Genomic DNA, 22,478 nt, shown 5'->3' on the forward strand with positions numbered 1-22,478 from the left:
TGAAAGAATTTAGTTAGTTGACAATAAGCTACAAAACGAGAAGGAGTGATACTCACTATGTTCAAAAAAGGAACAAAGGTGTTAATGGTCGCCTGTTTATTGAGTTCGCTGGTGCTGCTATTCGGATGCGGGCAGAAGCAGGCGGCTACTGGACAGCCAGCAGGAGAAAAGGTCAATATTGTATTCTGGGATGAAAATGCAGGGCCAGACCGTACTCCCTACTATGAAGTATTAATTAAGAAATTTGAAGCGCAGAATCCCAATATCCATGTTGAGTATGTTGGTCTTCCTAAGAAGTCAGCAAAACAAAAAATTGATACTGCGATTGCTGCCAATGATCTTCCGGATGTATGTGGTGTGCAAACGAGTTGGATAGCTGATTTTACGGCACGAAAAGTATTATTGGAAATGGACCCGTTGTTTGATAAATGGAGTGAGAAAGACGAGATTTCCCCGTCTATTATCCAGTCAAATCGTGATATGGTATTGGATAAAAAACTATACCAATTGCCTAATACGATGAATATGGAGATTTTATGGTATAGACCTGACTGGTTTAAAGAAGCTGGCGTGCAAGTTCCTGAAAATTGGGATCAATTTTTTACTGCTGTAGAAAAAATGACAGATAAAGACAAAAATCGTTATGGTTTTACCATTCGTGGCGGTGATGGTGCATCTTTTCAATTGCAGCGAATGATGTTTGCTTACTCTGGTTTTACTGAATATTTTGATGCAAATGGTAAGTGCCTCATTAATGATCCGAAACATGTTGAGTTTCTTAAAAAATACTTAGCGCTTTATAAGACCTTTACACCGAAAAGCGATGTGACGAATGGTTATAAAGAAATGATTGCTGCTTTTGATACGGGTGCTGTTGCCATGGTGCAGCATAATATTGGATCCTACTCAGAACATAAGAAATCTATGAAGCCAGAACAATATGCTCCATTAGGTTTACCTAAAACGGCAAATGGACTGTTAATGCAAGAAGGCGGAAATACCAATGGCTACGGCATTTTCAAAACAACGAAGCATCCAGAAGAAGCATGGAAATTTGTAAGTTTCTTGTGTTCACAAGAAAGCCAGAGCTATTGGAACCAAAGCATTGGACAGATTCCTACCAATACAGAATCTTTGAAAGAACCTTGGGCAAAAGAATTACCTCATATGCAGCTTGCGTTACAAATGCTTTCTGATCCTAACTTTAGAATCTATCAACCACCAATGCAATTACCTGACTATCGTTCCATCCTGGATCAAACAGTCGACCCTGGCATTCAGGCTGTAATGACTGGAAAGAAATCAGCAGAAGATTTTCTGAATGAATGGGCAGCTGCTTTTGAAAAATCAAAACAAAAATATGACGCATATGTAGCTGGTAAACAATAGGGGATATAGTTGTTGCTGGTTGTAGTAAAGAGCTTTAAGGAGGCGTAACCTTAATGATCGGAAAAGAATATCCAGCAGAAAAGAAAATGACAGTTGATGAGAAAACCGGTAAAGTCGTTTGGCAGCTTACAGCTGGAGAAAGTAATAATTATCATTTTTACTTTACAGATAATTCCTTCACTATAGAGAAGCGTGAAATTTATTTTATGTCTGATCGTGCCTCGCGAATTCCAGAAGTATATAATCTTTTTAGAATGGACTTGGAAACAGGAGTTATCTGTCAGCTGACAGATGAAAAAGCAGGAATTATGCCAAGTGGTCATACGAAGACTCCGGATAGTGAATTTGTTATTTACGTAACAGGTAATAAAATTAAAAAGTTAGATACAACAACGCTGAAATCCACTGACATTTTCGAAGAGGAGACTGGTATTCAATTAGGACATCCGTCTATTTCCCCAAACAAGAAAGTCATTGGACTTGCCCGGAATGAAGACCCTGGATTATACAGAGGTGGTAATTACAAAGGTTTCAAAGAGCAAATGTATGCTGTAAAACGCGGGTGGATTACTCTGGTGGATTTGGATAGTACAAAAGCTACAAATATATATGAAGACACTCATTGGTTAGGTCACTTTCAATTTGCACCCCATGATAGTTCAATAGCTATGTTCTGTCATGAAGGTCCGTGGAATCTTGTGCTTCAAAGAATTTGGCTGCTTGATATTATGAATCGTACTGTTATTCCTTGTTTCCGTCAGACAGAGGATGATTGCGTTGGTCATGAATTTTGGACAAATGACGGAAAAATTTTCTTTGATAATCGAAGAAAAGGGCATGATGGTACGATTACGTCAGATAAAAAACAAGCAATTATTAATTATCCTGAGTTTGGACAAATACCGTATATTGGAATGGCAGATAGAAATGGTGAGGTGATAAAGAACATTCCTATGCCGTACTATTGTAATCACTATCATGCCACTAATGACAATATGCTGCTTATTGGTGATCAAATGGATGATTTGGTATTAATCAGTTTGCAGGATGATAAGGCGCAACTGAAGACATTGTGTACCCATCATACATCATGGTATATGCAGCAGTCACATTGTCACCCGACCTTTAGCTGGGATAACCAACAGATCTTGTTTACCTCTGATCGAAGTGGAAAGTGTAATCTGTATATGGTTGAACAGGAGAATGGAAAATGGCTGTAATAGCAAGATGGCAGGCTAATTGATGAACTAACTGATGAGTACCAAGAGAAGAGAAAAGAAGAGTCTTAAAGTGACTTGCTCATCAGATAAATACTACAGGAAAGGTAGAGTGGAAATAATGGCGGGTGTGAAACTGCAAAATATATATAAAAGATATGGTGATACAACAGTTGTTCAAGATGTGAATTTGGAAATCAAGGATAAAGAATTCATCGTCTTAGTTGGACCTTCTGGCTGCGGTAAATCAACAACACTGCGTATGATTGCGGGGTTGGAAGAAATTTCTGATGGGGATATGTATATTGGAGATAAAAGGCTGAATAATATGCCGCCGAAAGATCGTGATATCGCCATGGTTTTTCAAAACTACGCCTTATATCCTCATATGGATGTATATGAAAATATGGCATTTGGTTTGAAAATGCGTAAATTTGCAAAACCAGAAATTGATAAACGCGTACAAGAAGCTGCAAGTATTTTAAATTTAGAATCTCTATTGAAGAGAAAACCGAAGGATTTATCTGGCGGTCAGCGGCAGCGTGTGGCTTTAGGAAGGGCGATTGTTCGAGAACCACAAGTATTTTTGATGGATGAGCCCCTATCTAATCTAGATGCTAAACTTCGTGTGCAAATGCGTACGGAAATTAGTAAATTACAAAAGAGGCTGCAGACTACAACCGTTTATGTAACTCATGATCAAACAGAAGCAATGACAATGGGAGATCGGCTTGTGGTTATGAAAGATGGGATTATTCAGCAAATTGCAACACCTGATGAGATATACAATGCTCCTGTTAATATGTTTGTCGCTGGATTTATTGGTTCTCCAGCAATGAATTTTATTAACGGCAATTTGCAAGCCCAAGGAAATAAAGTGATATTTACTGCTTGTGGTGTTGAATGGAAACTCACTAATGACCAGGCAAAAAAAGTATCGAATTTGAACTATATTGGCAAAGAAGTGATTATAGGAATACGCCCGGAAGATATCCGTAATGAGGATGTCTCCACTGAGTCCCAGAAGGAAAATATCTATAAGACTTGCATTGAAGTGCAGGAAAATACAGGGGCAGAAGTATATTTGCACTGCACTGGTGTTGCTGATACAATGCTCACCTTGCGGAGCGATTGCAGTATTAAGATGCAATGCGGAGAGAAGGTTACATTAAGCATGGATATGGAGAAGGCTCATCTTTTTGATAAGAGTACCCAGCAAAATATAATGCTTTGTAAGTAGTTTGAGATCTTTCCTGTATCCAAATATCTCTTCTTAAATAAGAAAGTACACAATGATTGCAAAGTAACACTGCAGTCTTTGTGTACTTTTTATATTGCTTTATTCCTTAGCTTCTTTTCCTTTGCTGCGAAGTGGTGTCAAAAACTTATTAAAATAGTAAATAATTATCTTAATATATCAAATTCTTGAAAAAATGATTTTATTTTATAATGGAGTAAAGCTCCTGTGGTAAAGAAACCATAAGAAAATAAGCGTTTGTTACATGTGATTGGCAGAGGGAGGGTGATGATCATCGATAAAATGAAAGCTTGGAAAAACCTTTGTAAAGCAAAAGATATAGTCGCGATATTAAACAGAAAGCATTTTCAGGCATCCTATGTGGAAAATATAGAAGAAGCCAAAAAAAAGGTCCTTGGAATGCTGGAAGAAGGCGCAAGTGTTGCCATTGGTGGATCGACAACCTTAAGCGAGATGGGATTGGTTGAGATTCTGAGAAATGGCAATTATAAATTTTTTGACAGATATCAGGATCTTCCTTTTGATCCCGACATAGTGGATATTCATAGAAAGTCTCTTACAGCAGATTTTTTGTTGACAGGCACTAATGCGATCACTAAAAAAGGTGAGTTAGTGAACACAGATTGTACTGGCAATCGTGTTGCTCCAATGATTTTTGGTCCTAAGAACGTCATCATAGTAGCAGGGGTTAATAAAATAGTAGATTGCTTAGAGGATGCATTTCAGAGAATACGGGAAATAGCACCGATGAACTCTAAAAGAATAAAACATGAAACACCCTGTACAGAGACTGGATTTTGTGTGGACTGTGATTGTAAAAAAAGAATATGTAATTTTACAACAATTATTCATAATGGGATCAAGTTTGAAGGCAGAATTAGAATCGTAATTATAGCCGAGGAAATTGGATATTAAAAGGAACATGATGTAACCGGAAAATCGGAAAATAAGAGGTGGAAAAATGAAAAAATATGTACAATGGATGGCAGATTCAGTAATCGCAAGAAAGACAAATTTGACGGATCACTGGGGATATGAATATGGTTTAACCTTAGATGGTATCGCAAAGGTTTGGCAGCAAACAGGAGATAGCAAGTATCTTGATTTCATCATAGAAACTATGGATCACTTTATACAAGAAGATGGAACGATCACTGGATATAGATTAAAGGAATACAATATAGATCATTTAAATAATGGAAAAATCCTACTAACCTTGTATAAAGCAACTGGTAATGAAAAGTATAAGCTCGCACTACAGTCACTAAGAAAACAAATAGAAACTCATCCCCGTACTAGTGAAGGTGTTTTTTGGCATAAACAAATCTACCCCCATCAAATATGGCTGGATGGATTGTATATGGGTGCAACCTTTTATGCTGCATATATAAAGAAATTTGGCAATCCAGCAGAATTTGATGATGTTGCAAATCAGTTCATAATAACAGAAAAAAATCTAAAGGATGAAAAAACAGGTCTTTTATATCACGCTTGGGATGAAGCGAAAGAACAATTCTGGGCAGATAAGAAAACGGGTCTATCGCCACATTTTTGGGTACGGGCTATGGGATGGTATGTGATGGCTTTGGCTGATACATTAGAAGTTTTTCCAGAAGACAATAAAAATAGAGAAAAGCTAGTGGTCATATTTAATGATTGTATGCAATCCTTGCTGAAGGTACAAGACAAGGAAAGTCATGTATGGTATCAAATCTTGGATGCAAAAGATCGCAAAGGCAACTATTTAGAATCCTCAGGATCATCTATGATTGTGTATGCATTATTGAAAGGCGTAAGAAAAGGATACCTGCCAGCAAGCTTGAAGGAAAATGCAAAACAAGCTTACCAGGGATTGGTGGATGAATTTATTTTAGAGACTAAGGAAGGGCTGATCAATTTAAATAAAGTGTGCTATGTGGCAGGACTAGGGGGAAAAGACAAGCGTGATGGGACGTTTACCTATTATATAAGTGAACCAATCGTCAGCAATGAGCCAAAAGGGTTGGGATCATTTATCTTAGCTTCTGGGGAAGCTGAGCTGCTGTCAATGTAGCAATGAACCTAAGAATTTATAAGAATAACATTTGTGCTAACATTTGGAGGTAATTATTATGGCAAGAAAAGTAACGTTAAAAAATATTATTGGTTATGCTTCCGTAAACTTTTTAGGGGGAGGAGCTCAATTCCTGATATCGGCGTGGCTCATGTATTTTTATACAACCATGTGTAATATGAGTGCGGTACAAGCAGGTCTTATTTTTACTGTGGCCAGGTTATTAGATGCGGTTGGCAATCCGATCATGGGTTTTATAACGGATAACTTTCGTAATACAAGACTGGGACGGAAATTTGGAAGAAGAAGATTTTTTATTCTCATGGGGATTCCTACCATAACAATTATATTCCCTTTATTATGGATTACAGGTCAATCCTTCACGTACTATCTCATTATGAATTTGATATATGAAGCAATATTTACCATGGTTATTGTTCCATGCTCCACGCTGCCTGCTGAGATGACTCAGGATGCAGGTGATAAGGCTAAATTAACGGGAACAAAACAATTTTTTGGTACAGTTGCTAATACGATTGCAGCCTTTATACCTGGGCGACTGTTTCTAATGTATGGGAAAAATTCTCCGGAAGCCTTTTGGGCGACGGGTCTCATTTATGGAGTCATGACAGGCTTTGCATTACTGCTAGTATATGCCTTTACTTTTGAGCGTGATCCCAAAGAAGTAGAATATAATGATCATATCGGCAGTGTCTGGAATGTTTTACCGCAAATAGGCTCTGATGTAATGTCAAGTATGAGAATTAAGACCTTTAGACTGCATTGTGTATTGATGGGAGTCGGCGGTATATTCAAAAACCTAACTTCAGGAGTGTTTACCTACTTTGTCATATTTGTTTTAATGATAGACCCAGTTGTCACTGCGAATATATCAAGTGTTACAGCCCTTGCTTCCTCTATTGCGTTGCTCTTCTTTATCGGAACCTGTTATAAGTATGGAGGACCCGCTACTTATAAAATATCGACTGTAATCGTCTTTGGATCATTACTTGGATATTATGTACTAACTACAGGCATCTCTTCTGGTTTGGTAATTTTGTTAACTGTTTTTGCAGTAATCAATACCATCGGAAGAACGGGTATTGATTATGTGCCTGTCTTTCAGCTAGCTTTTATGGCAGACATAGATGAAGCTGTAACAGGACAAAGAAGAGAGGGACTATTTTCTGGAGTGAATTCCCTGCTCTCGAAAGTAGCAACGGCGGTAGAAGCAGCATTACTTGGTTTTGTGTTACAGGCCTTCGGTTTTAAAGCAGGCGTTACAGTCCAACCGGATAGTGCAGTACTTGGAATCTCTATTTTAACGATGGCTACTCCGTTTTTACTACTGGGAATCACATGGATTGCTTCTTCAAGGCTTAAACTAAATAAAGAGAGACATAAAATTTTGGTAGATGAAGTTCATCGCTTGCGAGCAGGCGGTTCTATGGAGGATGCTACTGTAAGCGCAAAAACTGCATTTAAAGAATTAACAGGCTGGGATTATAAAGACTGCTGGGGAAATAATAATGTAGTAGGAAAAACCTGTAATGTAAATCAAACTACAGAAAAAATGGCATAGATATTTTTTAAATATTACCTTCGAAATATCGGCATTGTGCATGACTTTATTTCTGAGAAATATTTAAATACAGTTATGATTCATTCGGAAGAACTTGTTTGGGTTGGACATAAAAAACTGATGAAAGATAAGGAGTGTCCACAAATTGATGAGTACCCAGTGATTAATTTTCGACAAGGGTGTACCTTCCGTATTTTGTGTGATGAATTGCTGCAAAAACGTGGACTGAATTCGACTTTTGAATATAGCGATTTTGATTCTGTAAAAAATGCGATGATGGAGGGATTGGGCATTGCGCTGCTCCCACGAAGTGTGGTAGAGAATCTCAATAAAGAAATTAATACATTTCATATATTTAACGAATTGAGTCAATTGGAAATCACGCTGTTTGCGATTACTCGTAAAGATAAAAATCTTTCAACCACAGTACACACTCTGGTGAAAAGGCTTCAAGAAAATTAGTTTATGATATAGGCTTTTTTTATATCATTCATAATCCTTTTCAATTTCAAAGAAACGTCGCTTTTCAGTATAATAAGAGTAAGATTAGCTGGGAGGGGAATACGTTGCAAACAACTGCTTTGGAAATACAAAATGACATAATAAGAACATTAGATACATTTGATAATCTATTATATGGGTTTGCTTATATAGGTGATATTTCTTCCTGTAAATTTAAGAATACTCCATACGCAATAACAATTGGACTGCCTCTTTCGCCAACCATAGTTGATGAAATCATATCTGGACCGAATCAAGTGTATTATGACGAATATCTTAACGTAAATGATAAACTTGATTTGATAACGGAACAGTTAAAAAATGAAATCGATAAAAAGGGGTATCTTGCTTATGCCATACCCTCTTCCAAGAGAACTGATTTTGTCAATATTAAAGGTGAATTTCCTCATAAAGCCGCAGCCGTAAGGGGCGGGTTAGGATGGATAGGCAAAAGCTCTCTTTTAATAACGAGGAAATATGGTCCAAGGATTAGGATCTCTACAGTATTAACGGATATACCATTTCAGACGAATGGTTTAGTTGGAACAAATTATTGTGGTACATGTAAAAAATGCGTCAGTGCATGCCCTGCGGGCGCAATTGTCGGCAATATCTGGGATGAAAGTTTAACAAGGGAAAAATTGATTGATGTTAGAAAATGTGACTTATGGAAAATAAACAACTACTCTCAATTCCATGGACATGTTTGTGGGATTTGTGTTGCTGTTTGCCCACATGGCAATAAGAAGCCTAGATAAAAGAATCAAATAAAAATTATATGCCTTCTCTATCCAGCCCTGAAAGGGAATAAGCATTCTTTTGTGCTTTCAAAAGAGGGTCTAGCTTCCTCGGAGTGGGGTTTCTAGTAATTAGGAATACAGATGCTAATATGATGAGCGCTGCTACAGCATCTTTGGAGGTTAATTGCTCATTGGCAAATGCCCAACCTAAAAAGACGGAAAAAATACCATTCACCTACTTTACCAGCAGCAGGTGAATGGTATTTTGCATAATCGTTATAAAATAATAGCAATGTTATCAGAGATAAGAACGTCATGAAATGGTTTTAGATCGGGTCTGGATAATTCCATTGATTTCCGCCTTGCAAAAAGGTATCGATTTTGTCGGCAGGTACAGGTCTGCTGAACAGATAGCCCTGCATGATAGGGCAATTCAGCTTTCTTAGAGAAGCGAGCTGTTCTGACGTTTCCACTCCTTCTGCCACTACTTTGAAACGCAGGCTTTTGGCAACCTGTAAAATAGCCTGGATAATAGCTTGGCTTTCTTGATTTAAAGTGATATCACGGATAAAGGATTTGTCAATTTTCAAATTATCAATGGGGAAATTTTTTAGATACATAAAGGAAGAATACCCTACGCCGAAATCATCGAGCGCTAGGCGTACTCCTATGGATCGCAGCGAATTCAGCAAAGATAGGGTAAGTTCCGCATGGCTAATAGCAACTGTTTCGGTAATCTCTAGCTCTAGCAGATGAGGGGGCAAACCGGTTTCCTGCAAAATGTTCTGGATGTTCTGTAGGAGATACGGATGTTGAAATTGTTTAACTGATAAATTTACTGAAATCCTCATAGGAGGATAGCCAGATTTCTGCCATTCCATATTTTGCTTGCAGGCAGTGAGGGTTACCCAATCACCTAAGGGAAGAATAAGTCCCGTTTCTTCCGCCAAAGGAATAAAGGAATCAGGATACAGCAAACCTTTCGTTGGATGATTCCAGCGTACAAGAGCTTCCACACCGACAATGCTGCCGTCATAAGAGATCTGAGGTTGATAGTGCAATACCAATCCAGAATGATTGTTGATTGCTTGGTGCAAATCCATTTCCAGTTCCAGACGGTTGATGGATTGGAGCTGCATTTTTTCAGTGAAAAAAACAAAACGGTTTTTGCCCTGACGTTTGGCCTCATAGAGTGCCATTGCAGCGGCTTTAATCAGGTCATCAAATTCTTGACCGTCCTGAGGGCAAAAGGCAATTCCAGCACTGGCCGAAAGATAATAAAGGTTCTCCCGGTACAACAATGGCTCTTTAATTGCGTGTATTATTTTTTCCACAGCCAAGGTAGTTTTTTCTTTGTTCAGTCCGGACAACAGTAGAATAAATTCATCACCGCCGATCCGAGCGACAGTGTCATTATCCCTTAGACTATCGAGTATCCTCTGTGTGGCGATTTTTAAAAAATCATCACCGACAGCATGTCCCATAGCGTCATTAATTCGCTTAAAGTCATCCAGATCAACAATTACTACTGCGAACCCATTTTCCCCATCTTGCACTGTTTTTGCAGAAATCATATCTTTGATATATAGACGATTTGGCAGATTGGTCAAGGTATCGTAATATGCCAGGCGCCGGATAATTTCTTCCTTCTCTTTGAGCTCATCCAACTTTTTCTCCAGGCTAAATGTCCGTTTACGCACCATATTAAGTTTGATATTAAAAATGATAAACAAGATCAAACCCAATGTTAGAACTCCAATAATGCAAATGAGTGGACGAATTAAAGAAGAATTATCCACGCGGAAATGGGATAGTTCTTGTACAACCTCATCCACAATAGTAGTGTTAGGAGCTTCTTTTTGTAAGGTATCATCCAAACCATCGTTCTGGTAAAGTCCTTTTTGGATGGCAGCATAATAACCCGCAAACTGAGATTGGTGTGTCCATTTCAATTGCAGGGGCACCTCTTGAGCAGATGCGTCAGCTGGTAATAAGAGTATCTTCCATATGGAAATGAATAAAATGAAGTTGCGAATTCTATGGATGATGATTTTCAAAGCTGGTTCACCCCAATACAAGCGCTGAATGTAAGGAAATGGAATTAATAAAAAATAAGTCGAAAAATAGCGAAAAATGCTATTTAAATACTAGTTCGCTGCCTTTCATTTTGATACCTGCAATTTGAAAAGTATTTTTTCCCTTGCAATACTGGTGGAATATATAGATTCATGTAAAAAGTAATGAACCGCGAAGACGCGAAGGAAAATAAAGGACAGGTTGAAATCGTATGGTTATTTCAAATTCGACCTGTTCTTCGTAGACTTCGCATCTTCTCGGTTCAAAATATTTTATTTTTTATGCATTGTATAGAGTCTTTAAAAAAAATCTTATTATTTGCAAAAGGAGCAATTGGGATAATGACATCCTTCGCTGCAGGTGCGGCATAGGCCTCCATGACCTAAGGAAGCAATGAAGCGGGACGTAATTTTATCTCCAACAAGAACTTTAGGTAGGATAACATCTAAAACAGTAATTTTGCTAAACATACCGCAAGCAGGAATACCCAAAATGGGAGTATCATTAAGATAGGCGAATAGGAACATAGCGCCTGGTAATACGGGTGTGCCATAAACAATAACCTCTGCACCAGTTTGGCGTACAGCTAGGGGCGTGATGTCATCAGGATCTACAGACATGCCGCCTGTGACAAAGACCAAATCATTTTCGAGAGAAAGTTCTTTAACTGCGGCGGAAATCTTCTCGGTATCATCCGGTACAAAAATAGTTTTTGACAGGCAGCTGCCTAAGTCTGATACTTTTTTCTGAATTACTTCTTCAAATCGATCCTTAATACGGCCATAAAAAACTTCATTGCCAGTAACAACTAAGCCAGCTTTTTTTGCTGGTATGGGTCTAATGGAAATGATTTTTTCGGAAGCGCAGATTCTTTCAATATGATCCAGGGTGTCTTGTGGTAGTGTTAATGGAATGATTTTGGCAGTGGCCACTACTTCATCTTTCTTGACGAGTGTGCCAGAATGCAGAGTCGATAGAGCAACTCCAGTCATCTCATTAATTTGTAATAGCTTATCGATATGAATATCTAGTAAGCCAAAGGTGTGAGCCAGCATCTTTACTTTGCCCTCACTGGCGTGTTCCTGAATGACATTAGCGCCAGCTGACAGCAGTGAAAGCTGCTCAGCTGCCGCATTTTCGTGAACATCTCCGGGACCAAGTTCCAAAATATAGACATGGTCCTTGCCCATGTTCATCATTACAGGGATATCTTCAGGACGAATGATATGTCCTTTGTGAAAGGCCACACCTTTGAACTCTCCAGGGACAACTCTCGTTAGATCTTGACCAAGAACTAAGCCGACAGCATTGGTTACATGTATGATTTTCATTTAGAATAACGCTCCTTTAGGAAGAATGGTACCCATTTTATAGATGTAAAAGGATTGCTTCTAGCTCTGTTCCGTCTTTTATAGGGGGATTATGGGCTGGGATTTCAAGTAATGCGTTGGCTTCTAAGGCAGATTTTAGCATTCCATTACCTTGATGTGACAATGGCTCTGCAAAAATGATACCTTGCTTCATAAACCAGCGTGCCCAAACAAAACGGCGAGTTGGCGAGGTTTTCGTAAAGGTACCCCAAAGCTTTACAATAGCCTTTTTGTGATTCCAATTACGTAATCCTGCAATTTTACGAATCAGCGGGCTGATTAAGATCTCGAAGGAAACACTGCTAGCTGCGGGATTGCCAGATAGAGCAATGAGTAAGGAGTTTTTCCAAACCCCAGCTAAGATAGGCATGCCTGGCTTAATTGCTACACCTTTAAAGAGAAGAGGGATTTGTAGTTCCTGAAATAGTTTTTCCATTAAATCATAATCGCCAACAGAAGCGCCGCCTGTTGTAATATATACAGGCAGATCAGGCGGCTCAGAAAGCTTTGTAATGATAGAAGATAAATTGTCTTCTACACATCCAAGTAAAACAGGTTCTCCTCCAGCCTTATGGGTTTTTGCCAATAGCATATAACTATTAGAATCGCGAATTTTGCCAGGTTTCATAGGATCAGAAGGAGACAAAAGTTCGCTGCCTGTGGCAAGGATACCAATCTTTGGTTTATGGAAAACCAGTGGATTGGCCTGTCCTAACATAGACAAGAGTCCAAGTGCACCTTCTTCTAAGAGAGTGCCTGTTGTTAATACTTTCTCATTCACACGGATTTCTTCACCTTGAGAACAAATATTGGTTGCTGCTTTATCGGCAGTCAGTATTTCGATCTGATCATTGATTAGGCGAGTATCTTCTAGGCGAATGACGGCATCAGCACCTTCAGGAATTTTGGCACCGGTCATGATTCGTGTTGCCTGTCCGGAACTGACAATTTTGCAAGGAACTGATCCTGCAGGTACGGATTCGATTTGCGTGAGCAAGACAGGATGTTCTGGGGATATGTGGACAATATCTTTCAGTTGTACCGCATACCCGTCTAAAGGGGAACGATTAAAAGGAGGAAAATCCATGGTGGAAGTAATATCTTCTGCTAAAATACGGCCAAAACACTCTGCCAGAGGTAATCTCGTAGTACTGCAATGCAGTGGTGCATGGTTTAATAAAAGGGTAAGGGCATCTTCTAGTACAATCATTTAAAATCACCTTCTTTTGTTATATAGTATAGAATTTATAAGCTTTAGAGGGAACGGTTAACCCAGAGAACACAGAGTATGCAGAGGACACTGAGAGTGTGTATTTACCCTATCTATCTTTTCTCTGTGCTCTCTGCGCCTCTGTGGTTCGGTACGCTTTGTATGTTTTAAGGACGCGAAGCGTTTTTCTTATAAATATAGGCTTGTTGATAGTCGGGGAAAGAATTCAAGTTTTTAAATAAGAGTTCCAAATTGATGGTGGATGGCCACAATTCTTCTGATAGGTAGAAGCTATGCAGCAAGTTACAAAGAGATGATACTTTATAATGACCTGCGCACAAAGATTGCTCAATGATTGGGAGGGAATTTTTTTGGTAAGAGGCAAAGAGTGGCTGTATTTTACCGTGATATAGAGGCAGTACCGCATCTCGCTCTTTGTTAGCTGCTGCGTAGTTTAGAATGGTTTGCACAGCTTCTGGTATGACAAAAGGCATGTCACAGCTAATAACAAAAGTAGTAGCATACTTAGCATAGTGCAGACCTGCATGTATTCCGCTTAAAGGGCCACATTGAGGAATGATATCGGTCAAGACTCGGACACAGGAAGGCAATCTGCGCGGCTGATTGCTTATGACAAGAATGTCTTGTGAAATCTTCTCCATACATTCAATAATACTGTGTAGAATATCATGATCACCCCAAGGTAGGGAGGCTTTGTCTTGACCCATTCGCGTACTTTTGCCGCCTGCTAAGATAATGGCACTGATTTGCTGCTGATTCAAGGTTTTAATATCTCCTTTTTAAGTTTAGGATAGAGGAGAGGGGTCTTGCGTGATGGTTGTGAATAAAGTAAGAAAATGACGGGCAGCAGCCGATAAGTGACGATTGCGCATCCAGATAACGGCTGATGCAATATTGATACAAGGATCACTAATGGTCTTAAATACTAGGTTGGTATTGGGGATAAGACCAATTGCGGCTCGCGGCACAATTGCTATGCCGACATTCGCGTCAGCCCAGGCTAAAATCGGCATGATATCATCACTCTTACAAAGTAAATACGGATTGAAGCCAGCTTGTTGGCAATGTTCTGTAATAATGATTTCATACTTACGATGAATCATTAATGGCTGATCCATGAGCTTTTGCAAAGGGATGGAATCGCCCTGTTCTTCTAGAAGTTTAGTGTTATCCTTATGAATAGCAGCCACTAAAGGTTCTTTAGGCAGCTCGATGGATTCATAGGTATCCGTATCATAAGAGAAACGTACTAAACCGATTTCAATTAATCCTGCATTTAAGAGTTCAATAATGCGAATTGACTCCCCTTCCCATAGCTCAAACTTTAAATCCGGATAGTGATTGCGAAAGATACGCGCTACTTTTGGTAAAATGGTTACTCCAGAGGAGGAGGCTGTACCTATGGATAGTGTTCCATAGGCGCCAGAATCGATTTCTTTGATTTCCTTTACCGTTGTATCCATAAGCTTAAGTAATTGTTCCGCCCGATTGCGCAGCAAACGCCCTGCTTCTGTAAGTTGAATTTTTCGATGACCACGTTCAAAAAGCTTTGTACCTAAATTTTCTTCTAGTTGTTTCATTTGTCGGCTAAGAGGAGGCTGAGCCATATGCAAGCGCTGAGCAGCTGTTGTGATATTGCCTTCTTGTGCAATGGCAAGAAAATATTGTATTTCACGTAGACTTATCATAAAAAGCACTCTCCTATAAAGCAAGAATACCTAAAAAGTATGGAAGACGAATATTATTAGTATTATTAGTATGGAATAAATTTTGATATAATTGTAATCTGAAAGACTTATATAGTCAAATCATAATTTATGTTCGAAAAATACTAAAAAGCGCGAAGAGCAGAAGAAAACACGAAGGGAATAAGCAGTGTTCTTCAAACTCTTCGTGTCTTCGTGTTTAAATTTTTATTTTTAAATAGAAGTAAGAAATGGAGGAGTTTGAAGTTGAGTCGTAATTTGAAGTCATTCGTTTTGGCAGATTCTAAAAAATGCATTGGCTGTCGCGTCTGCGAAGTAGCCTGTGCTGTTGCTCATTTGGATACAGAAATTAAGACTGTAGGGAATATGAATTTTTCCCTGAATCCACGGTTGTATCTCGTCAAAACTCCTGAGATCACAATGCCTGTTCAATGTCGCCATTGCGAAGATGCTCCTTGTTTAAAGAGCTGTCCAGTGTCAGCGATTAAAGAGCAGAGCAATCGGATTGTAATTGATGAAGCAGGCTGTATTGGCTGTAAAAGCTGTATAATGGCTTGTCCTTTTGGAGCCATTGAACTGATTGTTTCTCGCCAAGAACGTATAGGAGATGAAGAGGACCGCCTGCGAGATGAACCAGAGGTTGTTGCTAGTAAATGTGATCTATGTGGGGGAGCGCCCGCATGTGTAAAAGCTTGTCCCCGTGAAGCCCTTCAATATGTTGATGTGGTAAAAGAACGAACACAGCGGTGTATTGCCGCGGCCAATAAGATGAGTGGATTCCACAACCAATTCATGGTCAGGGAGGGATAAGGTGGTGGCTAAAAAACTACAAGAAAATATTAAAATAGATGCAGAACTTTGTACAGGATGTGGCCGATGCTCGGAAGTCTGCCCTGTAGATGCGATTGAAGGTGAAGAAGGTAAGCCTCAGTCTGTTAATGTGGCTAAGTGTGTCATGTGTGGGCAATGTGTGCAAATATGCAGTGCTTATGATTCTCCTTTTGAACAGTATGCCACGTCTCGCAGCCAAAGACTGAAAGAACGGAATATGCCTGTTGTGAAAGAACCACTATTTGCTGCTTATTATCATGGTGACTTTTTTAAAGTAAAGAAGCGATTAGCAGACAAAAAACAATTTTCCATGGTGCAGTGCGCTCCGGCAGTCAGAGTCTCTCTTGCCGAAGAATTTGGAATGCCCCTTGGCAGCCTGGTACCAGGAAAAATGGTTGCAGCCTTAAAGCGTTTGGGTTTTACGCGAGTGTATGATACGAACTTTGCTGCTGACTTAACCATCATGGAAGAAGGCAGTGAATTGGTTAAGAGAATTACAGAGGGCGGATCACTGCCGATGTTTACCTCCTGTTGTCCAGCATGGGTAAAGTTTGTGGAAAATGAATATCCTGAGCTGATTGACCATTTATCAAGCTGTAAATCACCCCAGCAAATGGCGGGAAGCATGTTTAAGACCTATGGTGCGAGTGTTGATGGGGTCGATGCCCGAGAGGTGTATAGTGTCGCGATCATGCCCTGTACCTGTAAAAAGTTTGAGGCTAGTCGGCCTGAGATGAAATCCAGTGGCTATCAGGATGTGGATGCTGTCTTAACCACAAGGGAATTAGCTTATCTCATCAAGGAAGCGGCGATTGATTTTAATGCTTTGCCTGAAGAAAGTTTTGATAAACCTTTAGGCATGTACTCCGGAGCGGGTACTATTTTTGGGGTAACAGGCGGTGTTATGGAAGCAGCGATTCGTACTGCCTATGAACTGATAGCCAAAGAACCGATTGAAAATGTGAATGTAACAAGTGTCAGAGGTGAACAAGGTGTCAGGAAGGTCACATTGGATACTGGTGCATTGAAGCTTAAAACCGTTGTGGTTTCAGGATTGAAAAATGTAATTCCCATTTTGGAAGATATACAAAGAGGAAAGGCTGATTTTCACTTTATGGAGGTAATGACCTGTCCAGCAGGCTGTATCAGTGGTGGGGGTCAACCGAAAATGCTCTTGCCCGTCGATGGAAGAATAGCCTATGAAAATCGGAAGTTTAGCACCTATCAACATGATGAAGAGCAGCGCTATCGAAAGTCTCATGAAAATCCAGAAATACTAGATATTTATCAAAAGTTTTTGGGAGAACCCCTGGGTCATAAATCCCACAAACTTTTGCATACCCACTATAAGCCTAGTCGATGAGGTTTACGGCTATATATTATCATAAAGAAGACTTAGGAGGTAGAAATATGAATGACTTTGTAATAGCAGATCCTGGGAAATGTATTGGCTGCCGTACCTGTGAAGTTGCCTGTGTAATGGCGCATCAAAAGGAGCAAGCTCTTGAAAAACTGACTGTAGAAAATTTTTCACCTAGACTAAGGGTTGTAAAGACTGCAAAAGTGACCATGCCGATTCAATGCCACCAGTGTGAAGATGCACCCTGTGCTAAGGCTTGTGCTGCTCAAGCGATCGTGCAGCAAGATCAGTCTGTGCAAGTGATTCAAGGGAGGTGCATCGGGTGTAAGGCGTGTTTGATGGCGTGTCCTTATGGTGCGATGGATTTGGTGCTCACTGCGGCGCCTGCACAAGGTGAAAGTAAAGTGGAGGCACTAAAATGCGACTTGTGCCGCAAACAAGATGGGGGCCCCTCCTGTATTAAAGTTTGCCCAACAAAGGCTCTTTATGAGGTCCGTGGTTCTAAAATGGTGGAACAGATGCAAAATAGACGCAAACGAGCGGCCCTTGGAGTGACGAGTAGTAGATAATATGAGGAGAATGGAGGGTGCCAAATGGCTAATAAAGTATTAACGATATGTCCTTATTGCGGCAGCGGCTGTCAAATCTATTTAACGGTAAAAGATGGAGAAGTTATTGGCGCTGAGCCCGGAAATGGCCGTACAAATGAAAGTGAATTATGTTTAAAGGGATATTATGGCTGGGATTTTCTTAAGAATTCGAAACGCCTTACTGCACGCTTAATGAAACCGCTATTAAGGCGCAATCGTACCGATGAATTTGAGGAAGTATCCTGGGAAGAGGCAATTGATTTTGCAGCAACCAGATTGCAGGCGATTAAAGAAAAGTATGGTCCTGATGCAATTATGGCTACGGGATCGGCTCGCGGTCCTGGAAATGAAGCCAATTATATTATGCAGAAATTTGTCAGGGCAGCCCTAGGAACGAATAATATTGACCATTGTGCTCGGGTCTGTCATGGATCTTCGGTATCAGGTTTGCAAGCTACCTTAGGAAATGGGGCAATGTCCAATTCCATTCCTGAAATTGAAGATACAAAATGTGTCTTTATTTTTGGCTATAATGCGGCAGAATCCCATCCGATTGTTGCGCGCCGCATTGTTAAAGCAAAGGAAAAAGGGGCAAAGGTGATTGTTACCGATCCCCGCTTTACGGAGCAGGCTAAAATTGCCGATCTATGGCTGCCCATTAAGAATGGTACGAATATGGCTCTTGTAAATGCCTTTGGAAATGTCTTGATTCAAGAAGGCTTATACAACAAGCAGTATGTGGAAAATTTTACAGAAGGTTTTGCAGAATACAAAAAAAATGTCGCAAAGTATACACCGGAATATGCCGAAAGTATTACAGGAATACCTGCGAGAGATATTCGAGAAGCTATACGGACCTATGCTAAGGCTCCTAGTGCGACCATTCTCTGGGGGATGGGAGTTACTCAATTTGGTCAAGCCGTAGATGTTGTAAAAGGTTTGTCTTCCCTGGCCTTGTTGACAGGAAATCTAGGACGTCCGAATGTAGGCGTAGGTCCAGTGCGGGGGCAGAATAATGTACAAGGGGCCTGTGATCATGGGGCACTGCCTAACTTATTTCCAGGTTACCAATCAGTGGAGGATGACGCAATTCGGGGTAAGTTTGAAAAGTCTTGGGGTGTATCTTTACCGGCAAAGCCTGGTTACCGCCTGACGGAAGTTCCTCATCTAGCAAAAGAAGGCAAAGTGAAAGCGTACTATATTTTTGGTGAAGATCCTGTGCAAAGTGATCCTGATGCAGCAGGCGTTAGAGAGGCATTGGCCAGTATGGAACTTGTTATCGTCCAGGATATTTTCATGAATAAAACAGCATTGCATGCAGATGTTATTTTTCCAGCTACCTCTTGGGGAGAGCATGAAGGCGTTTATTCTTCAGCAGATCGGGGATTTCAGAAATTCAATAAGGCAATCGAGCCGAAAGGCGATGTGAAGCCGGATTGGGAAATCATTTCCTTGATGTCAACTGCTATGGGATATCCTATGAAATATAGTAAGACAGAAGAAATTTGGGAAGAGCTAAGAACGCTGTGCCCCATTTATGCTGGAGTTACCTATAAGCGGCTGGAGGAGCTGGGGAGCATCCAATGGCCTTGTACCAGTGAAGATTCCGTGGGGACAAAATATCTTTATGAAGGCAATAAATTTGATACTCCAAGTGGAAAAGGACTTCTCTTTGCATCGGAATATCGCTCACCGAAAGAAATGCCTGACAAGAAATATCCATTGGTATTATGTACAGTAAGAGAAATTGGTCATTATTCGGTTCGAACAATGACAGGAAATTGCGCTGCTTTGCAGGTTCTGGCGGATGAGCCAGGTTATATACAAATGAGCCCTGAGGATCTTGCAGCATTGAATATTAAAGATCAGGAACTGGTGTGGGTATCATCACGGCGTGGGAAAGTCATGGCAAGGGTACTTTCAACTGAGAGGGTAAATACAGGTGCTGTGTATATGACGTATCATTGGTGGATTGGTGCTTGTAATGAATTAACCATTGATCATCTTGATCCGATCTCTTTTACGCCAGAGTATAAATACTGTGCTGTGAAGGTGGAAAATATTGAGGACCAGGATTGGGCAGAAGGGTATGTGCAAAGTGAATATAGCAAACTGAAGAAAAAGATGTTTTGTTAATCTATAAAAAAATGGCGTCGCAAATTTTGCTGACGTCATTTTTATAAGATATTACTCTATCCCTAGATTTTACCATTGCATCAGATCCTAGATAATAGCAGGTTTTTGTTGAAAAAAGCAGAATATTGTTTTAAATAATATGGTTTTTGAAAGGAGGATCGGATTCAATGCGATTTTTGCATAAATTCACAATATTACTCTGCTCATTGGTCATTATTAGCAGCTTTATTCAATTTATTGCCTTTGATCGATTTTTTCTTGCGAATACCAGCTCTTTGTTATTGGCTACCAACGAGAAAGCCGCAAATAATCTTAGTGAGCAATTACTAGCCTATTTCAAAAATATTGAGGCTTCTATGGCAAGCATTGCATCCGACCCTACTCTTAGAAAGGATAAAGATCTTCTTGATAAAATGAATGCAGTGATTCCCGAAGTAAATACGATATTTATTATTGATAAAGAAGGGAATGTTTCTGTTTCGAGTCAGCCTGAAAAGATATCAGGAGTAAATTTATCAAAAAGAGACTATTTTTTGCATGGGATAAAGGGAGAGACATACATCAGCGGCGTTTATAAAAGTGCTCAAGGACGTGAAGTAGTTGCGATTTCCACCCCTATTATTGATGATGGTACTGTAGTCGGTGTAGTTGTGGGGACAGTATGGCTGCACGACAATGAATTGGCAATGATGTTTGATAATAAGTCCTTTGGCCGAAGCGGATTTATTGCGATTACTGACCAGCAAGGGACTGTAGTGTATCATTCGGATCAGGAACGCATTGGTAAGAAAGGGGGAATCGTTGAAAGTTTACAGGGGATGACAGGTTCAACCATTATGAAGAATTATTCTGAATTTGAATATTATATCGGATACAGCAAGGTCCCTCAATTGGATTGGTATGTCATTGTGGGTACACCTACTGCCGAGGTAACACAGTATCGTAGCATGATGCTTTACCAGATCTTGGCAGTGTCAATATTTACGATTTTCGTAGTTGTCATCATTGGCACTTATACGGTGCGACGGTATATGAAGCCTTTTGAGACATTAATAGAAGCTTTTGGCTCCGTCAGAACAGGAAACTATAAGAAGATTACCTTAACTGGTTATGCGACTGAATTCAGTGAAATGATTCAAAGCTATAATGACACGATTCGAAAATTAGAAGAAGTTCATAGTACCTTAAAAGGAGCGGCAGATATTGATGCATTGACTGGAGCTTATAATCGCAGATCTTTTGATAAAATATTGGAATTACTAAGAGGAGAGCTGCAATCTGGATCGCTTATGACATTAGGCGTTATGGTATTAGATCTGGATAATTTCAAGAAGCAAAATGATGTTTCCGGTCATTTAGCTGGTGATGATATTTTAAAAGAATTTACAGTTATCGCACAATCCGTTGTAGGATTTCGATCCTTATTTCGGTTTGGTGGAGACGAATTTGCAATTATTTTGCGGAATGTCTCAGATGCAATGGTTATTTCTTATGCGGAAGAAATACGCCTGCAGTGTGCCAAGAAATTAAGTGGCTGTACCGTAAGTATTGGCATTGCAGCCTATCCTAAAAATGGTGATTCCATAGATGAATTGCTAGCTTTCGCTGATAAAGCACTTTATATGAGTAAGGAAACTAGAAATAAAGTAACAGAGTATCCAGCTGGCAAATGATAAAGAACAATTGAATGGCGAGGAATTTTTCTTTATCACACTTATAAGTTTAGAGGAACGTTGAACCACAAAGGCACAATGCCGCTAACGCGGCACGCAAAGGAGTGCACGAAAAAATAAATAAAAACCCTTTGTGTCCTTTGCGTCTTTGTGGTTCCATTCGTTTTATCGGTTTTTTAAAGGACGCAAAGCATTTTTCTTATGAAAATTGAAAAGTGATATTCCGAAAGACAATTAGAGCTTGTATAACGTACAATAAAGATACGGAATGAATGGGGTAATTTATAGAAGTGCGGGAGAGGGCTATGAAAAATATATTCTTCTATCAAACCAATATTGGGGAAATTGGGATTGTAGAAAACAAAGGTGCAATTACAAATTTGTTTATTAAAAGAGAACGCATTCCCCAGGATGTTGTTGTAAAAGAAACAGCAGTGCTGAATGAAGCAGGTAAGCAGCTAATGGATTATCTTGCAGGAAAGCGTAAATACTTTGAGCTTCCTCTTGCTCCAGAAGGTACAGAATTTCAGCAGAAAGTTTGGAAAGCGCTGCAAGAAATTCCCTGTGGTGAAACACGAAGCTACAGAGATATCGCAAGGAGTATTGGTCAACCGAAGGCTTCTCGTGCAATTGGCATGGCTAACAACAAAAATCCGATTTTGATTTTCATTCCATGCCATCGAGTCGTAGGTGCAAATGGAAAATTGGTTGGCTATGCTGCAGGGCTCCAGGTTAAAGAATATCTTTTGAAGTTGGAAAAATAGT

Annotated in this window: 20 protein-coding genes; 14 read left to right on the forward strand and 6 right to left on the reverse strand. The window is 39.8% G+C overall.

The features are described 5' to 3' along the window. Positions 1-57: 57 nt before the first annotated feature. The 8 genes from LMF89_RS13170 (at position 58) to LMF89_RS13205 (ending at position 8,758) form a co-directional block, all read left to right on the forward strand. The gene (locus tag LMF89_RS13170; protein WP_229535491.1) at positions 58-1,389 is read left to right on the forward strand and encodes an ABC transporter substrate-binding protein; all 1,332 of its coding nucleotides are present in this window, start codon (positions 58-60) and stop codon (positions 1,387-1,389) included. A 53-nt stretch (positions 1,390-1,442) separates the two neighbouring features. Then, positions 1,443-2,609 carry an oligogalacturonate lyase family protein gene (locus LMF89_RS13175; protein WP_229535492.1) on the forward strand — a complete coding sequence of 389 codons (1,167 nt, stop codon included), beginning with the start codon at positions 1,443-1,445 and terminating at the stop codon, positions 2,607-2,609. Positions 2,610-2,727: 118 nt separating this feature from the next. Beyond that, positions 2,728-3,846: an ABC transporter ATP-binding protein gene (locus LMF89_RS13180; RefSeq protein ID WP_229535539.1), complete on the forward strand. Its 1,119-nt coding sequence runs from the start codon at positions 2,728-2,730 to the stop codon at positions 3,844-3,846. Between the two features lie 285 nt (positions 3,847-4,131). Continuing rightward, a complete protein-coding gene (locus tag LMF89_RS13185) occupies positions 4,132-4,779 on the forward strand; it encodes a lactate utilization protein (protein ID WP_229535493.1) in 648 nt (215 codons plus the stop codon). A 46-nt stretch (positions 4,780-4,825) separates the two neighbouring features. Further along, entirely contained in the window at positions 4,826-5,917 is a 1,092-nt protein-coding gene (locus LMF89_RS13190; protein ID WP_229535494.1) for a glycoside hydrolase family 88/105 protein, read from the forward strand. Positions 5,918-5,975: 58 nt separating this feature from the next. Beyond that, positions 5,976-7,499: an MFS transporter gene (locus LMF89_RS13195; RefSeq protein ID WP_229535495.1), complete on the forward strand. Its 1,524-nt coding sequence runs from the start codon at positions 5,976-5,978 to the stop codon at positions 7,497-7,499. Positions 7,500-7,535: 36 nt separating this feature from the next. Then, complete coding sequence (locus LMF89_RS13200; RefSeq protein ID WP_369412601.1) at positions 7,536-7,961, forward strand: LysR family transcriptional regulator substrate-binding protein; 426 nt, start codon at positions 7,536-7,538, stop codon at positions 7,959-7,961. A 104-nt stretch (positions 7,962-8,065) separates the two neighbouring features. Continuing rightward, a complete protein-coding gene (locus LMF89_RS13205) occupies positions 8,066-8,758 on the forward strand; it encodes a 4Fe-4S double cluster binding domain-containing protein (protein ID WP_229535496.1) in 693 nt (230 codons plus the stop codon). A gap of 16 nt (positions 8,759-8,774) precedes the next feature. Here LMF89_RS13205 and LMF89_RS13210 read toward each other — a convergent pair whose 3' ends face one another. The 6 genes from LMF89_RS13210 to LMF89_RS13235 form a co-directional block, all read right to left on the reverse strand. Continuing rightward, a complete protein-coding gene (locus tag LMF89_RS13210; RefSeq protein ID WP_229535497.1) occupies positions 8,775-8,975 on the reverse strand; it encodes a hypothetical protein in 201 nt (66 codons plus the stop codon). A 91-nt stretch (positions 8,976-9,066) separates the two neighbouring features. Further along, positions 9,067-10,797: a putative bifunctional diguanylate cyclase/phosphodiesterase gene (locus LMF89_RS13215; RefSeq protein ID WP_229535498.1), complete on the reverse strand. Its 1,731-nt coding sequence runs from the start codon at positions 10,795-10,797 to the stop codon at positions 9,067-9,069. Between the two features lie 333 nt (positions 10,798-11,130). Further along, entirely contained in the window at positions 11,131-12,147 is a 1,017-nt protein-coding gene (locus LMF89_RS13220) for a molybdopterin-binding protein (RefSeq protein WP_229535499.1), read from the reverse strand. A gap of 37 nt (positions 12,148-12,184) precedes the next feature. Then, the gene (locus LMF89_RS13225) at positions 12,185-13,396 is read right to left on the reverse strand and encodes a molybdopterin molybdotransferase MoeA (RefSeq protein WP_229535500.1); all 1,212 of its coding nucleotides are present in this window, start codon (positions 13,394-13,396) and stop codon (positions 12,185-12,187) included. A 167-nt stretch (positions 13,397-13,563) separates the two neighbouring features. Next, positions 13,564-14,178 (reverse strand): molybdenum cofactor guanylyltransferase, encoded by a 615-nt coding sequence (mobA, locus tag LMF89_RS13230; protein WP_229535501.1) that lies wholly within the window; start codon positions 14,176-14,178, stop codon positions 13,564-13,566. A 24-nt stretch (positions 14,179-14,202) separates the two neighbouring features. Beyond that, positions 14,203-15,105, reverse strand: a complete 903-nt coding sequence (locus LMF89_RS13235; RefSeq protein WP_007960493.1) for a LysR family transcriptional regulator — start codon at positions 15,103-15,105, stop codon at positions 14,203-14,205. A 264-nt stretch (positions 15,106-15,369) separates the two neighbouring features. Here LMF89_RS13235 and LMF89_RS13240 point away from each other — a divergent pair, with 264 nt between their 5' ends. The 6 genes from LMF89_RS13240 to LMF89_RS13265 all read left to right on the forward strand — a co-directional run bounded on the left by LMF89_RS13240 (position 15,370) and on the right by LMF89_RS13265 (position 22,477). Continuing rightward, positions 15,370-15,933 carry a 4Fe-4S dicluster domain-containing protein gene (locus LMF89_RS13240; protein WP_229535502.1) on the forward strand — a complete coding sequence of 188 codons (564 nt, stop codon included), beginning with the start codon at positions 15,370-15,372 and terminating at the stop codon, positions 15,931-15,933. A gap of 4 nt (positions 15,934-15,937) precedes the next feature. Next, positions 15,938-17,317: a [FeFe] hydrogenase, group A gene (locus LMF89_RS13245; protein ID WP_229535503.1), complete on the forward strand. Its 1,380-nt coding sequence runs from the start codon at positions 15,938-15,940 to the stop codon at positions 17,315-17,317. Positions 17,318-17,364: 47 nt separating this feature from the next. After that, positions 17,365-17,883 carry a 4Fe-4S dicluster domain-containing protein gene (locus tag LMF89_RS13250; RefSeq protein WP_229535504.1) on the forward strand — a complete coding sequence of 173 codons (519 nt, stop codon included), beginning with the start codon at positions 17,365-17,367 and terminating at the stop codon, positions 17,881-17,883. A 24-nt stretch (positions 17,884-17,907) separates the two neighbouring features. After that, positions 17,908-20,040 (forward strand): formate dehydrogenase subunit alpha, encoded by a 2,133-nt coding sequence (gene fdhF / locus LMF89_RS13255; protein ID WP_229535505.1) that lies wholly within the window; start codon positions 17,908-17,910, stop codon positions 20,038-20,040. Positions 20,041-20,207: 167 nt separating this feature from the next. Further along, entirely contained in the window at positions 20,208-21,713 is a 1,506-nt protein-coding gene (locus LMF89_RS13260) for a sensor domain-containing diguanylate cyclase (protein WP_229535506.1), read from the forward strand. Positions 21,714-22,018: 305 nt separating this feature from the next. Further along, positions 22,019-22,477 carry a methylated-DNA--[protein]-cysteine S-methyltransferase gene (locus LMF89_RS13265; protein WP_229535507.1) on the forward strand — a complete coding sequence of 153 codons (459 nt, stop codon included), beginning with the start codon at positions 22,019-22,021 and terminating at the stop codon, positions 22,475-22,477. Position 22,478: the final 1 nt, after the last annotated feature.

The sequence above is a fragment of the Pelosinus baikalensis genome (assembly GCF_020819555.1).
Classification (GTDB): Bacteria; Bacillota; Negativicutes; order DSM-13327; family DSM-13327; genus Pelosinus; species Pelosinus baikalensis.

Excerpts from the sequence above, each read along its gene's own strand:
- LMF89_RS13260 (WP_229535506.1), top strand. The coding sequence starts at position 20,208 with ATGCGATTTTTGCATAAATTCACAATATTACTCTGCTCATTGGTCATT.
- LMF89_RS13185 (WP_229535493.1), top strand. The coding sequence starts at position 4,132 with ATGATCATCGATAAAATGAAAGCTTGGAAAAACCTTTGTAAAGCAAAA.
- LMF89_RS13190 (WP_229535494.1), top strand. The coding sequence starts at position 4,826 with ATGAAAAAATATGTACAATGGATGGCAGATTCAGTAATCGCAAGAAAG.
- LMF89_RS13265 (WP_229535507.1), top strand. The coding sequence starts at position 22,019 with ATGAAAAATATATTCTTCTATCAAACCAATATTGGGGAAATTGGGATT.
- LMF89_RS13250 (WP_229535504.1), top strand. The coding sequence starts at position 17,365 with ATGAATGACTTTGTAATAGCAGATCCTGGGAAATGTATTGGCTGCCGT.
- LMF89_RS13195 (WP_229535495.1), top strand. The coding sequence starts at position 5,976 with ATGGCAAGAAAAGTAACGTTAAAAAATATTATTGGTTATGCTTCCGTA.
- LMF89_RS13225 (WP_229535500.1), bottom strand. The coding sequence starts at position 13,396 with ATGATTGTACTAGAAGATGCCCTTACCCTTTTATTAAACCATGCACCA.
- LMF89_RS13175 (WP_229535492.1), top strand. The coding sequence starts at position 1,443 with ATGATCGGAAAAGAATATCCAGCAGAAAAGAAAATGACAGTTGATGAG.
- LMF89_RS13180 (WP_229535539.1), top strand. The coding sequence starts at position 2,728 with ATGGCGGGTGTGAAACTGCAAAATATATATAAAAGATATGGTGATACA.
- LMF89_RS13235 (WP_007960493.1), bottom strand. The coding sequence starts at position 15,105 with ATGATAAGTCTACGTGAAATACAATATTTTCTTGCCATTGCACAAGAA.
- fdhF (WP_229535505.1), top strand. The coding sequence starts at position 17,908 with ATGGCTAATAAAGTATTAACGATATGTCCTTATTGCGGCAGCGGCTGT.
- LMF89_RS13170 (WP_229535491.1), top strand. The coding sequence starts at position 58 with ATGTTCAAAAAAGGAACAAAGGTGTTAATGGTCGCCTGTTTATTGAGT.
- LMF89_RS13220 (WP_229535499.1), bottom strand. The coding sequence starts at position 12,147 with ATGAAAATCATACATGTAACCAATGCTGTCGGCTTAGTTCTTGGTCAA.